At 70.5% G+C, this 13,800-nt stretch carries 9 protein-coding genes; 3 read left to right on the top strand and 6 right to left on the bottom strand.

All coding sequences use genetic code 11. The features are described 5' to 3' along the window. Window positions 1-11: 11 nt before the first annotated feature. The 6 genes from ACQHII_RS07880 to ACQHII_RS07855 form a co-directional block, all read right to left on the bottom strand. Window positions 12-2,963, bottom strand: coding sequence for a glycoside hydrolase family 2 TIM barrel-domain containing protein (locus ACQHII_RS07880; RefSeq protein WP_427918573.1), 2,952 nt, complete (start codon window positions 2,961-2,963; stop codon window positions 12-14). Then, entirely contained in the window at window positions 2,960-3,886 is a 927-nt protein-coding gene (locus ACQHII_RS07875; protein ID WP_427925251.1) for an alkaline phosphatase family protein, read from the bottom strand. Before ACQHII_RS07875 ends, ACQHII_RS07880 begins: the two co-directional genes overlap by 4 nt. Window positions 3,887-4,043: 157 nt before the next feature. Then, on the bottom strand, window positions 4,044-4,829 hold the full coding sequence (locus ACQHII_RS07870) for a carbohydrate ABC transporter permease (RefSeq protein ID WP_234469063.1): 786 nt from the start codon (window positions 4,827-4,829) through the stop codon (window positions 4,044-4,046). A gap of 104 nt (window positions 4,830-4,933) precedes the next feature. Continuing rightward, complete coding sequence (locus ACQHII_RS07865) at window positions 4,934-5,818, bottom strand: carbohydrate ABC transporter permease (RefSeq protein ID WP_427925250.1); 885 nt, start codon at window positions 5,816-5,818, stop codon at window positions 4,934-4,936. Between the two features lie 124 nt (window positions 5,819-5,942). Then, window positions 5,943-7,220 (bottom strand): ABC transporter substrate-binding protein, encoded by a 1,278-nt coding sequence (locus tag ACQHII_RS07860; RefSeq protein ID WP_427918572.1) that lies wholly within the window; start codon window positions 7,218-7,220, stop codon window positions 5,943-5,945. 107 nt (window positions 7,221-7,327) lie between these two features. Beyond that, window positions 7,328-8,347, bottom strand: a complete 1,020-nt coding sequence (locus tag ACQHII_RS07855; RefSeq protein WP_427918571.1) for a carbohydrate kinase family protein — start codon at window positions 8,345-8,347, stop codon at window positions 7,328-7,330. Between the two features lie 128 nt (window positions 8,348-8,475). Between ACQHII_RS07855 and ACQHII_RS07850 the strand changes: the two genes are divergently transcribed. The 3 genes from ACQHII_RS07850 (at window position 8,476) to ACQHII_RS07840 (ending at window position 13,736) form a co-directional block, all read left to right on the top strand. Further along, a complete protein-coding gene (locus tag ACQHII_RS07850) occupies window positions 8,476-9,240 on the top strand; it encodes a DeoR/GlpR family DNA-binding transcription regulator (protein WP_427918570.1) in 765 nt (254 codons plus the stop codon). Next, window positions 9,237-10,574 (top strand): 6-phospho-beta-glucosidase, encoded by a 1,338-nt coding sequence (locus tag ACQHII_RS07845; protein ID WP_427918569.1) that lies wholly within the window; start codon window positions 9,237-9,239, stop codon window positions 10,572-10,574. The genes ACQHII_RS07850 and ACQHII_RS07845 overlap by 4 nt, the downstream gene beginning before the upstream one ends. 102 nt (window positions 10,575-10,676) lie before the next feature. Further along, entirely contained in the window at window positions 10,677-13,736 is a 3,060-nt protein-coding gene (locus tag ACQHII_RS07840; protein WP_427918568.1) for an alpha-mannosidase, read from the top strand. The last annotated feature ends 64 nt before the right edge of the window (window positions 13,737-13,800 follow it).

Genomic DNA, 13,800 nt, shown 5'->3' with positions numbered 1-13,800 from the left:
AACCGGTGGGTTCAGAGAACGCGCAGGGTCCAGCTCCAGCGATGGACACCCGGTGCGACGAGGTACTGCGGTGTGGTGTCGGGCCCGCACGAGGCCGTGCCCAACCCCCGGTGGGCCGCGTCGAGTTGCACCACACAGGACGTGCGCGGCACCAGTTCGTCGTGATGCCGTACGGCGGTCAGGTCCTCGGCGCGGTGGCGGGTCACCGAGACCTGGCGGGGCTCGTCGAGGTCGACCGTGAGACCGGTTGCGTCCGGCGCCGACAGCGTGAACCGCCGCACCCCGTTGCGGCCGCCGCTCTCCTGCGGGCGCAGATACGGGGTGAACAACTCGTCGACGGGGACCGAGTGGTGGCCCACGGGCGCGCCCGCGGCGCGGTCGGGGTACGACTCCCACGGACCCCGGCCGAACCACTCCAGCAGATCGAGACCCGGCACCGTCTCGAACACGGTGCCCACCCGGGCCACGTCGTCGAACTCCTCGGGCAGCTCGGCCGACTCCTCGACCCGCACCCCGCCCGCGACCGGCGTGAACACCTGACAGTGCCGGACGACACCGACGGCCCCGGCGTACTCGGCGACCGTCGTCACCCGCTCGCCGTCCCGCCGTACCGAGACGACCTTGCGGACCAGCGAGTCGAGCCCCCAGGCCCGCCAGCGCGCCGCCATTCCGCCCAACTCGTCGTTGTCGGTGGGCGCCCGCCACAGCGACAGGGTCGGCGAAACGGTCAGCAGCGGGTGGATCAGCAGACCCTCGCCGTCGACCTCGATCCGACCGCCGTTCGCCGCATGGCCGGCCGCCGGCTCCGCCGCCCGCAGCAGCACCTGGGGCGCGCACACCTCCGTGCCGCGCGGCGCCCACACCTGGTCCTCGGCCGTGGTCACCCGCAGCGTCAGCCAGGCCTCGCCGCCGTCCTCCGGCAGCGCGAACGGCAGCGGTACGGCCGCCGTCTCGCCCGGGCACAGCGCGGGCAGTTCGGCCGGAGCGGTCAGCGTACGACCGTCCGCGAGCGCCAACTCCCAGGTCCCGGCGAGCCATTCGAGGCCCCGGAAGTGCTGGTGGTTGCCGAGGACGATGCCCTCGTGCCGGAAGCACTCGATGCGCACCGGCGCCGCGATCTCACGGTGCTCGAACATCACCGGCTTGGGCGTGCGGTCGGGAAACACCACGCCGTCCGCGATGAACGCGCCGTCGTGGATCGTCTCGCCGAAGTCACCGCCGTACGCCCAGCGTTGACCGGGCGCGGCGACACCGTTGTCATACAGTCCGGCGCCCGCGCGGCCGGTGGGTCTTCCGTCGCTCACACGCTGAAGGATTCCGTGGTCCCAGAACTCCCAGATGAAGCCGCCCTGAAGACCCGGGGTTGACTCGATGGCAGCCCAGTGGTCCGCGAGCGTGCCGTTGCTGTTGCCCATCGCGTGCGAGTACTCGCACTGGATCAACGGCTTCGTCTGCTCGCCGGACAGCGCGTGCGCGACACAGTCCTCCAGCGACGCGTACATCGGACACGCGATGTCGGACGCGAGGTCCGGATCCGCCCAGCCGCGCTTGGCCGCGCCCTCGTACTGGATCGGCCGGGTCGGATCGTGCCGCCGCACCCAGCCGGCCGCCGCGTCGTGATTGGCGCCGTAGTCGGACTCGTTGCCCAGCGACCAGACGATGATCGACGGGTGGTTCTTGTCCCGCAGCACCATCCGCGAGACCCGGTCCACGAACGCGTTCAGATAGCGCGGGTCGTCCGCGATCTCGTGCGCGTGGTCGTGCGACTCGATGTCCGCCTCGTCGACCACATACAGTCCGAGCTCGTCGGCGAGGTCGTAGAGCGCCGGGTCGTTCGGATAGTGCGAGGTGCGGACCGCGTTGAACCCGAACCGCTTCAGCAGCACCAGATCCGCCCGCATGTCGTCGTACGACACCGTGCGGCCGGTCAGCGGATGGAAGTCGTGCCGGTTGACACCCCGGATGAACACCCGCTCGCCGTTGACGAGCAGATCCCGCCCGACGATCTCCACGTCACGGAACCCGATCCGCCGGTGCGAGGTGTCCGCGACCGTTCCGTCGGCCCGGTGCAGCCGGACGGTCAGGCCGTACAACTCGGGCGTCTCGGCGTTCCAGGTGCGCACTTCGGGGACGGTGGCCCTGATCCGGGCCTCCCCGAGGAAGTCGGAGACACGGTCGTCCTCGGTGTTGAACCGGTCGAACTCCGCGTCCTGGGCGAGGAGTCGACCGTCGAGATCGCCGCTGATCCACCACCCGGCGGGCAGTGCGCCGCCCGCGTCCCGCACCTGGCAGTCGACCTGCAACTCGCCGTCGTGGCGCGCCCGCACGGTCACGTCCGCGAGATGCAGCGGGTCGGTCGCGTACAGCAGCACCGACCGCGTGATCCCGCCGTGCCACCACTGGTCCTGGTCCTCGATGTGCGAGGCGTCCGACCACTTGACCACGGTCAGCCGTACGGTGGCCCGTTCGCCGGGACGTACGACGTCCGAGAGGTCGAAGTCGGCGGCGAGGTGGGAGTCCTTGGAGACGCCGACGGGCCGCCCGTCCACGTGCACGAGCAGCACGCTCTCGGCGGCCCCGACCTGGAGCACGATGCGTCGGCCGGCCCACTCGGCGGGGACGTCGATCTCCCGCTCGTAGACACCCGTCGGATTGTCCGCGGGCGACAGTGGAGGGAATTCTGCATACGGCATACGGACGTTCGTGTACTGCGGAAGGTCGTCCGTATCCTGCATGGTCCATACGCCCGGCACGTATGCGGACGACCATGTGTCCGCGAGTGGGGCGTCCGGCGCGGGCAGCAGTCGGAAGCGCCAGTCGCCGTCGAGGGAGAGCGCCCCGGTGCGCCGGTCGACGGCGTTCATGGGAAGCCGTGCCCAGGAGGTCAGCTCGGGTGTCTCCCAGGGGCGGAGGGCGATCAGGGGATCGGCGGGCCGGGGCCCGTGGATCGACGGATCGTTCATCGGCGGATCGCTTCCTTTTCGGTCGGTGTCCGCGGCGTGCGTGACGGGAGTGGCGTGGGTTGTGCGACAGGTCCGGGCAGAACCCGTCCGGCCAGGCCCCAGCCCGGGTCGACGGGGATGCCGAGCCGGTCCAGGACGGTGGGCGCGATGTCGACGAGCCGGGGCGAGTCCAGCCGGGTGCCCGCGGGAGTGCCGGGCTCGGCGAGGACGACGAAGACCTCGCGCTCGGCGCGGGTGTCGCCGCCGTGGCCGCCGGTGTCGAGGTGCCCGTGGTCGGTGGTGACCAGCACGGTCCACCGCTCGGCGGAGGGCCGGGCGTCGAGCGCCGCGAGCAGCCGCCCCAGGTGGGTGTCCTGGGTGAGAAGGGCGTGGTCGTAGGCGGCGGAGAGGGGACCCGTGGCGTGGCCTGCCTCGTCGGTGGCGCCGAAGTACACGAACAGCAGGTCGGGGTCGTCCTCGGTGAGCCAGCGCAGGGCGGTGCGGGCGACGAGGCCGTCCGCTCTCGCGTAGCCGTCGCTCTCGCCGTCGTGGTGCACCCGCCGCCCGATGGCGGGGCCCAGGACACCGCGGTGGACCAGCTCCGGCCAGGACACCGCGGCCGCGGTGCGCAGACCGGGGCGGGCTAGGGCCGCGCGGCTGAGGAAGTCGGGGTGGCGGGCGTAGTCGGCGCCCGCGAAGTCGTTGCCGGTGACTCCGTGCCGGTCGGGCCACACCCCGGTCAGCACGCTGGACCAGCCGGGCCCGGAGTCGGTGTAGGCCATGCTCGTCCACGGCCCGCCCTCGGCCTGGCCGTCGGCCTCGCCGTACGGCAGCAGGCTGGTGCCGTGGGCGCCCCCGGTCAGCAGGCCGTGCAGGACGGGGGCGTGGGCCGCGGAGCGGACCAGCCGGTCGTGGCGCAGCCCGTCCATGCCCACCACGAGCACCTTGCCGCGCGGGGTGCCGTCCCGGCCGGCGGACCCCTGGCTCTCCGCCGCCCGCGTCCGCTCGGCGTCGGCGTCGGTGTCCGTCACCGGATCCCTCCTCTGTCCTGCGCGTACCGCTGTCCGTGGGTACCGCGCGGGCCGGGGCGGCCCGCGCGGATCAGGTGCCCTGCACGGCGCCCTCGGTGGCGCCCGCGATGAAGCCGCGGGCGAAGACGGCGAAGACCAGCACCAGAGGGAGCGAGGCCATCAGCACCCCGGCCATGACCATGCTGTAGTCCGTGGTGTGGCCGACGTTCAGCTGGGCCAGCTCCACCTGGAGGGTCACGTGGTCCGGGTTGGTGAGCACGATGAGCGGCCAGACGTAGTCGTTCCAGGCGCCGACGAAGGCGTAGATGGCGAGGAAGGACAGCGCGGGCCTGATCATCGGCAGCGCGATGTTCCAGTACTGGCGGAAGAACCCGGCGCCGTCGATGCGCGCGGCGTCGAGGAGTTCGTCGGGTACGCCGTTCTCGATGTACTGGCGCAGCCAGAAGATGCCGAAGGCGTTGGCCAGGGCGGGCGGGATCAGTGCCTTGAGCATGCCCACCCAGCCGATGTTCGACATGAGGATGAACTGCGGCAGGATCGCCAGTTGCAGCGGCAGCATCATGAACAGCAGCAGCGTGCCGAAGAGCACCTTGCGGCCGGGGAAGTCGAACTTGGCGAAGGTGAAGGCCGCCAGTGAGTCGACGAACAGCACCAGGACGGTCGTCACGGTCGCGACGACGATCGTGTTGAGCATCGACCCGAAGAAGTCGATGGTGTTCAGCACGTGCCGGATGTTCTCCAGCAGGTGGGAGCCGAAGGTGAACTTCGGCGGGCTCTTGTAGATGTCCTGGGTGGTGTTGGTCGCCATGACGATCGTCCACACGAAGGGGAAGACCGAGAGCAGGACGGCGGCCATGAGGAAGATGTGCGCGGTGAGGCCCTTGGGGCGGCGCAGCCGCCTCGCGCGCGAGGCCGGCCGGGTCGGTTCGGCTGCCGGGTCGGCCGCGGTGTCGGCTGTGGTCACGGCTTCCTCCCTCGTTGGGTGATGCGCCAGTTGACGGCGACGAGGACGATGATCAGCAGGAAGAAGGCCCACACGATGGCGGCGCCGTAGCCGTAGTCGTTGTTGAGGAAGGCCGACTGGTAGAAGTACAGCAGCGTGGTCAGACCGGCCTGTCCGGGGCCGCCGAGGTTGGCGTTGGCGGCGTTGTTGGCGAACAGGACCTGGGGTTCGCTGAAGCTCTGGAGGCCGTTGATGGTCGAGATGATGACGGTGAACAGGATGATCGGCCGCAGGATCGGGACGGTGATCTGGAAGAACGTGCGGACCGGGCCGGCGCCGTCCACCTTCGCCGCCTCGTAGATGGAGGCCGGGATCGCCTGGAGACCGGCCAGGTAGATGATCATGTTGTAGCCGGTCCACATCCACGTCATCAGCAGCGCGATGACCACCTTGATCAGCCACGGGTTGCTCAGCCACGGCACCGGCGAGATGCCGACCGTGCCGAGGATCGCGTTGACCAGGCCGAAGTTGTTGCTGAACACCGCGCCGAAGAAGATCGCCACGGCGACGATGGAGGTGACGTTCGGCACGTAGAGGGCGATCCGGTAGAAGCCCTTGAAGCGGCGCACCGAGTGCAGCAGCGTGGCCAGCACCAGGGCGCCCAGCAGGGTGGGCACCGTGGACAGCACCCAGATCACCAGGGTGTTGCGGATCGACAGCCAGAAGACCGGGTCCGACCACAGGAACTTGAACTGCTGAAGTCCCACGAACTGCTTGTCGCCGAGGCCGTCCCAGCGCTGGAAGGCCAGGTACAGCGAGTAGAAGACCGGGAAGAAGGAGAAGGCGGCGAAGATCAGGTAGAAGGGCGAGATCGCCAGGTACTGCCGCCAGTACGTCAGCAGGCCGCGCCGCTTGGGCCGGACGGTGCCGACGGGCGTGGCGCGCCGGGGACGGAAGCGGGCCGGGCCCGGCCCGCCGCGGTGTTCGGACACCGCGGCGGGACCGGCGACCGGAGGGGAAGTCACCTCAGTTCACCCCCTGGCGGCGGGCGATCTGCTTGGCCTGGCTGACCGCGTCGTTCCAGGCGTCGTCGGGCTTCTTGCCCTTGGCCTCGATGTTGGTCAGCTCCGTCTTGTACGGGGCCATGACGGCGGCGTCGGCCGGGGCCTCGTAGGTGTTCGGGACGGCCTCGGCGGCAGGTCCGAAGATCTCGATGATCTTCTGTCCGCCGAAGAAGGCGTCGGGGCCCGTCATGGCCGGCATCGTGTACGCGGCCGGGGCGGCGGGGAAGATGGCGGCGTCGGTGAACCCGCGGGCGTCGTTGGCCGGGCTGAGGATCCAGCTGATGATCTTGAACGCCTCTTCGGGATTCCGGCACTGCTTGGGCAGTGCCAGGTAGGAGCCGCCCTGGTTGGCCGGTCCGACGGGCATCGCGCACACCCGCCACTTGCCCTTGGTCTGCGGGGCCGCCTGCTCGATGTCCAGCGCGTGCCACGCCGCGCCGAGTTCGGTGAGGAGGGTCTTGCCGACGGCGGCGTTCCAGGAGTTGTCGTTGATCTTGGCGTCGAGGCCCAGGGTGTAGGGGCGCACCGACGTGGTCCATGCGGCGCGGATGTGGTCCTGGTCGCCGATGAAGTGGTTGTTCTTGTCGATGAACCGCTGGGTGCCCTGGCCGACGGTCATGTCGAACATGGAGCCGAGGTTGTTCACCAGGAAGGTGCCGGGGTTCTTCTTCTGCAGCTCGGTGCCGAGCGCGAAGTAGTCGTCCCAGGTCTTGACCAGGGCGGCGACCTTGTCGGGGTCGGTGTCCACGCCGGCCTTGGCGAACAGGTCCTCGCGGTAGAAGAGCGCGGTGGGGCCGATGTCGATCGGGAAGCCGATCTGCTTGCCGTCGGAGGTCTGGGCGAGCTTCGTCTTCCAGCCCAGGTACTGCGAGGAGATCTTCTTGAAGCCCAGGTCGTTCAGGTCGAGGAAGCGGGAGGCGTTGGGCAGGAAGGACGCGATGTCCTCGCCCTTGATGCCGGTGATGTCGGGCACGGAGGAGCCGCCCGCGGCGAGGGTGGTGGTGAGCTTCTGCTTGAAGTCACCGCCGATGGAGGAGGCCGTCAGCTTGACCGCACCGCTGAAGTGGGTCTTCGCGTCCGCCACCACCTTGTCGCTGAGCGCGCCGCCCCAGTACCACAGGGTGAGGTTCTTGCCGTTCTTGGTGCCGCCCGATCCGGAGCCGCCGCATGCGACGGTCAGGCCGGACGCGGCCGCGGTGAGCGCGGCGGCCTGGAGGAAGCCTCTGCGTGAAAGGTCCACGGGTCACTCCTGTTGTTCCTGTGCGTGGTACTGAGGGGCGTGGTGCTGTGGGTGTGGGGCGGGGGTGCTGTGGGGCTCTGGGATCGTGAGGTGGATCGGGGTGCGGGTCAGTGCTGCCGGGCGGGCGGGGTGACGGGCGCGTGGCGCACCGGGGGGCCCGCGTCCGCCGGCAGGCGGTCGGCGAGGAAGCCGTAGGTCTGCTTCAGCTCGGGATCGGTCAGGGAGCGCCACCAGCGGTCGACGCCGTACCAGCCGGGGGCCGCGAGGGCGCCGCCGTGGTGCCGTACGGACAGTCCGGCCGCCAGGACCGCGAACCGCAGCCGTTCCGCCAGCGGCCAGCCGCCGAGGGAGGCCGTGACGAAGCTCGCGCCGAAGACGTCCCCGGCGCCGGTCGCGTCCAGGACGTCCACGGCGAGGGCCGGGACCTCCGCGTACTCCCCGGTGGTCTGGTCGACGGCGATCGCGCCGTCCCCGCCCCGGGTGACGACCGCCACCGGCACCAGCTCGGCGAGCGTACCGAGGGCCGCCACCGCGCTGTCGGTGCGGGTGTAGGCCATCGCCTCGGTCTCGTTCGGGAGGAAGGCGTGGCACAGCGCGAGCTGGTCGAGGAGGTCGCGGGACCACTCCTGGGTGGGGTCCCAGCCGACGTCCGCGTAGACGTGGGTGCCGTTCGCGGCGGCCTTGGCGATCCACTCGCGCGGCTCGGCCTCGATGTGCACCAGCGCCGTGCGCGCCTCGGGCGGGTCGCCCATCAGAGCGTCCTGCGAGAACGGGGGTTCCTGGCCGTGGGTGACCAGCGCCCGGTCGTGGCCGGTCGCGAGCGAGACGGTGACGGGGGTGGGCCAGCCGTCCGCGGTGCGGGAGAGCGAGAGGTCGATGTTCTCCTGGTCGCACAGGACGTCCCGGCAGTACTCGCCGTAGAAGTCGTCCCCGAAGACCGTGGCCAGCGAGGTGCGCAGGCCGAAGCGGGCCGTGGCCACCGCGAGGTTCGCGATGCCGCCGGGGCCGCAGCCCATGCCGGCCGTCCAGATCTCCTCGCCCGGTGTCGGCGGCTTTCCCAGTCCCGTGAGGACGAGGTCGTAGAAGAGCAGTCCGGTCAGCAGCACATCGGGCCTGTCGTCGTCCACGCGGCGCCGCCTCTCGTCAAAACTCGTCATTTTCGATGCCGGAATCGTGCGCTGCTCGGGGAGATTGGTCAATACCCAAGCAGAACTGAGCATGGAAATGATTGAAGATGACGAGTAGTGTGCACCGCGTGCTGGCAGAACGACGACACCAACTCATCCTGCGGGCCCTGCGTTCCGGTGGCCCCGCCTCTGTGACCGACCTCTCCGAGCAACTGAGCGTGAGTCCGGCCACCATCCGGCGCGACCTCCTCAAGCTGGAGGAGGACGGGCTGCTCACCCGCGTCCACGGCGGCGCCGTGGCCGACGAGGGCGACCAGCCCTTCGCCGAGGTCGCCGAGGTGCGGGTGGCCGAGAAGGACGCGATAGCCGCGCGCGCCGCCGCCATGGTGGCCGACGGCCAGTCCGTCCTCCTCGACATCGGCACCACCGCCTACCGGCTCGCCCGGCAGCTGCACGGCCGCCGGCTCACCGTGATCACCAGCAACCTGGTCGTCTACGAGGAGCTGGCCGACGACGAGGGCATCGAACTGGTGCTGCTCGGCGGCATGGTCCGGCGCGAGTACCGCTCCCTGGTGGGTTTCCTCACCGAGGACAACCTGCGCCAGCTGCACGCCGACTGGCTCTTCCTCGGCACCAGCGGGGTGCGGCCCGGCGGACAGGTGATGGACACGACCGTCGTCGAGGTGCCGGTCAAACGGGCCATGATCAAGGCCGGCGAGAAGGTCGTCCTGCTCGCCGACGCACAGAAGTTCCCGGGTACGGGCATGGCGAAGGTGTGCGGTCCCGAGGACCTCGACGCGGTCGTGACGAACGCCCCGGTCGACCCGGCGACCCGCTCCTCCCTGGAGGAAGCGGGCGTCGAGGTCGTCGTGGCAGGAAAGGTGAAAGCGTGAAGCTGACGATTCTGGGCGGCGGCGGGTTCCGCGTGCCGCTCGTGTACGGGGCACTGCTCACGGACCGCGGCGAGGGCCGGGTCACCGAGGTGGTGCTGCACGATCTCGACGACAGTCGACTGTATGCCGTCGCCCGTGTACTGGCCGAACAGGCCGCCACCGTGCCCGACGCCCCCGAGGTCACCGCCACCACCGACCTCGACGAAGCCCTGCGCGGCGCCGACTTCGTCTTCTCCGCGATCCGCGTCGGCGGCCTGGAGGGCCGGGCGGACGACGAGCGGGTGGCCCTCGCCCAGGGCGTCCTCGGCCAGGAGACGGTCGGCGCCGGCGGTATCGCCTATGGTCTGCGAACCGTCCCCGTCGCCGTCGACATCGCGCAGCGCGTGGCCCGCCTCGCCCCCGACGCCTGGGTCATCAACTTCACCAACCCGGCCGGCCTGGTCACCGAGGCCATGTCCCGCCACCTCGGCGACCGCGTCATCGGCATCTGCGACTCCCCGGTCGGCCTCGGCCGCCGGATCGCCAAGGTGCTCGGCGCCAATCCGCGCGAGGCCTTCATCGACTACGTCGGCCTCAACCACCTCGGCTGGGTACGCGGTCTGCGCGTCGCCGGACGCGACGAACTCCCGCGCCTGCTCGCCGACCCCGACCTGCTCGGCTCCTTCGAGGAGGGCAAGCTCTTCGGCACCGACTGGCTCCAGTCGCTGGGCGCCATCCCGAACGAGTACCTGCACTACTACTACTTCAACCGCGAGACCGTCCGCGCCTACCGCGAGGTCGAGCGGACCCGCGGCGCGTTCCTGCGCGACCAGCAGGCGCAGTTCTACGACGAGATGAAGCGTCCCGACGCGTCCGCGCTGACCGCCTGGGACCGCACCCGCGCCGAGCGCGAGGCGACCTACATGTCGGAGAACCGGGAGACCGCCGGCGCGGGCGAGCGCGACGCCGACGACCTCTCCGGCGGGTACGAGAAGGTCGCCCTCGCCCTGATGCGGGCCATCGCCCGCGACGAGCGCACCACCCTGATCCTCAACGTCCGCAACCAGGGCGCGCTGTCCGTCCTCGACGCGGACGCCGTCATCGAGGTGCCGTGCCTGGTCGACGCCAACGGCGCCCACCCCGTCGCCGTCGACCCGCTGCCCGACCACGCCACCGGCCTGGTCTGCGCGGTCAAGGGCGTCGAGCGCGAGGTCCTCGCGGCCGCCGAGAACGGCTCCCGCACGACGGCGGTGAAGGCGTTCGCGCTGCACCCGCTGGTCGACTCCGTGAACGTCGCACGCCGCCTGGTGGAGGGCTACACCGAGGTCCACCCGGGTCTGGCGTACCTTAAGTAGGCACCGTTCGGTAAGCGCTTTCCCCCGAGATCTCGGCAGCGAGTTCTCACCAGCTCCCCAAGCTCTCAGCAGCTCAGCTCCCTGGTTCCCTGGAGACCTCCCATGCACGACGAACGCAGCCGGATCGAGGAGCGCGTCCAGCGCGCCCACGACCAGCGGATCAAGCCCGCGGTCTACGCGGCCACCGCGCCCTTCACGGTCGAGGCCTGGCAGGCCCCCGGTGAGCCGGTCTCCTTCGAGGAGGCCGCGGCGGCGCCGTACACGCCGTTCGCGATGGACACCCCGTGGGGTCCGCCCTGGGGCACCACCTGGTTCCGGATGCGCGGACAGGTGCCCGCGGAGTGGGCCGGGAAGCGCGTCGAGGCCGTCATCGACCTCGGCTTCGTGGGCGACTGGCCGGGCAACCAGGCCGAGGCGCTGGTCCACCTCGTGGACGGGACACCGCTGAAGGCGGTCAACCCGCTCAACCAGTACGTGGCCATCGCCAACCCGGCGGAGGGCGGCGAGGTGATCGACTACCTGGTCGAGGCGGCCTCCAACCCCGACATCCTCGCCAACAACTTCTCGGAGCCGACCCCGCTCGGCGACGTCCTGACGGCGGGCGACCGTCCCCTGTACACATTCCGCCGCGCCGACCTCGCCGTCCTCGACGAGGAGGTCTTCCACCTCGACCTCGACGTCCAGGTGCTGCGCGAACTGATGCTGGAACTCGGCGAGCACGACCCCCGCCGGCACGAGATCATGCACGCCCTGGACCGGGCCATGGACCTCCTCGACCTCGACGACGTCTCCGGTACGGCCGCCGACGTCCGGGCCGCGCTCAAGCCGGTACTGTCCAAGCCGGCCAACGCCAGCGCGCACATCGTCTCCGGTGTCGGGCACGCGCACATCGACTCCGCGTGGCTGTGGCCGATCCGCGAGACCAAGCGCAAGACGTCCCGCACCTTCTCGAACGTGACCTCGCTCGCCGACGAGTACGAGGACTTCATCTTCGCCTGCTCGCAGGCCCAGCAGTACGAGTGGGTGCGCGACAACTACCCGCAGGTGTGGGCCCGTATCCAGGAGTCCGTCAAGCGCGGCCAGTGGGCGCCGGTCGGCGGCATGTGGGTCGAGTCCGACGGCAACCTGCCCGGCGGCGAGGCCATCGCCCGCCAGCTGATCCACGGCAAGCGGTTCTTCATCGAGCACTTCGGCGTCGAGACCAAGGGCGTCTGGCTGCCGGACTCCTTCGGCTACAACGCGGCCTACCCGCAGCTCGCCAAGCTCGCCGGCAACGAGTGGTTCCTCACCCAGAAGATCTCCTGGAACCAGACCAACAAGTTCCCCCACCACACCTTCTGGTGGGAGGGCATCGACGGCACCCGCATCTTCACCCACTTCCCGCCGGTCGACACCTACAACGCCCGCTTCAGCGGCGAGGAGATGTCCCGCGCGGTCCGCAACTACCAGGAGAAGGGCAGCGCCACCCGCTCGCTGGCCCCCTTCGGCTGGGGCGACGGCGGTGGCGGCCCCACCCGCGAGATCATGGAACGGGCGCGCAGGCTGGCCGACCTGGAGGGTTCACCCAAGGTCGTCGTCGAGCACCCGGACGAGTTCTTCGCCAAGGCCCGCGCCGAGTACCCCGACGCCCCGGTCTGGGTCGGCGAGCTCTACCTCGAACTCCACCGAGCCACCTACACCTCCCAGGCCCGCACCAAGCAGGGCAACCGGCGCAGCGAACACCGGCTGCGCGAGGCCGAGTTGTGGGCGACGACGGCCGCGCTGCACGTACCGGGCTACGCCTACCCGTACGAGAAGCTCGACCGGCTGTGGAAGACGGTGCTGCTGCACCAGTTCCACGACATCCTGCCGGGTTCCTCGATCGCCTGGGTGCACCGCGAGGCCGAGGCCGAATACGCGCGTGTGGCAACGGAGTTGGAGGAGCTGACGGCGGCGGCCGTGGCCGCGCTCGGGGGTGGCGGCACCACCGTCTTCAACACCAGCCCCTACGACCGCGCCGAGGTCATCCGCACCGCGACCGGTGTGCCGATGTACGCGTCGGTCCCCGCGAACGGCAGCGCCCCGCTGGCCGCCGAGTACGTCCCGCAGGCGGTCACCGTCACCGACCGCGTCCTCGACAACGGCATCGTCCGCGTCGAACTCGCCGACGACGGCACCCTCGCCTCCGTGCGCGACCTGCGCCACGGCAACCGCGAAGTCCTCGCGGACCAGGGCAACCTGCTGCGTCTGCACACGGACCTCCCGAACTACTGGGACGCCTGGGACGTCGACAAGCACTACAAGAACCGCTTCACCGACCTCCTGACCGCCGACTCCATCACGGTCGTCGAGCAGGACCCGCTGCTCGGCGCGATCCGCGTGGAACGGTCCTTCGGCAAGGGCTCGAAGATCGTGCAGACGATCACCGTCCGCGCCGGCAGCGCCCGGATCGACTTCGAGACCGACATCGACTGGCACGAGGCCGAGAAGTTCCTCAAGGCCGGCTTCCCGGTCGACATCCGGGCCGCGCACTCCTCCGCGGAGATCCAGTTCGGCCACATCCAGCGGCCCACGCACACGAACACCAGCTGGGAGGCGGCCCGTTTCGAGGTCTCCGGTCACCGCTGGGTGCACCTCGCCGAGCCCGGCTACGGCGTCGCCGTCATCAACGACTCGACGTACGGCCACGACGTCTCCCGCACCGTCCGGGAGGACGGCGGTACGACGACCACGGTCCGCCTGAGCCTGGTGCGCGCCCCGCGCATCCCGGACCCGGGCGCCGACCAGGGCAGGCACCGCTTCGTCTACTCGCTGCTGCCGGGCGCGAGCATCGAGGACGCGGTCGCCGAGGGCTACGCCCTCAACCTCCCGCTGCGGGTGGCCGATTCGAGCGGCGCCCCGGAGCCGGTCGTCTCCGTCGACGGCGACGGCATCACCGTCGAGGCGGTCAAGCTCGCCGACGACGAGTCCGGCGACGTCGTGGTCCGGCTCTACGAGTCGAACGGCGGTCGCGCCGAGGGCGCCCTGCGCACGGGCTTCCCCCTTGCGGGCGCCCGGATCACCGACCTGCTGGAGCGCCCGCTGGAGGAGGAGGTCTCCTTCGACGAGGGCTCGGTCGCCGTCGCCCTGCGGCCCTTCCAGATCCTGACGCTCCGTCTGAAGCGGTCGGACGCGGGCCAGTAGAACCCCAGGGGGTGGGCCCGGCCGTCGCACACCGGGCCCGCCCCCTGGCCCATCCCTCAACTGA

It is taken from the genome of Streptomyces sp. cg40, from assembly GCF_050320165.1.
Taxonomy (GTDB): Bacteria; Actinomycetota; Actinomycetes; order Streptomycetales; family Streptomycetaceae; genus Streptomyces; species Streptomyces hokutonensis.
The sequence above is the reverse complement of the archived record's forward strand: the minus strand, read 5'-3'. Positions and strand labels throughout refer to the sequence as shown.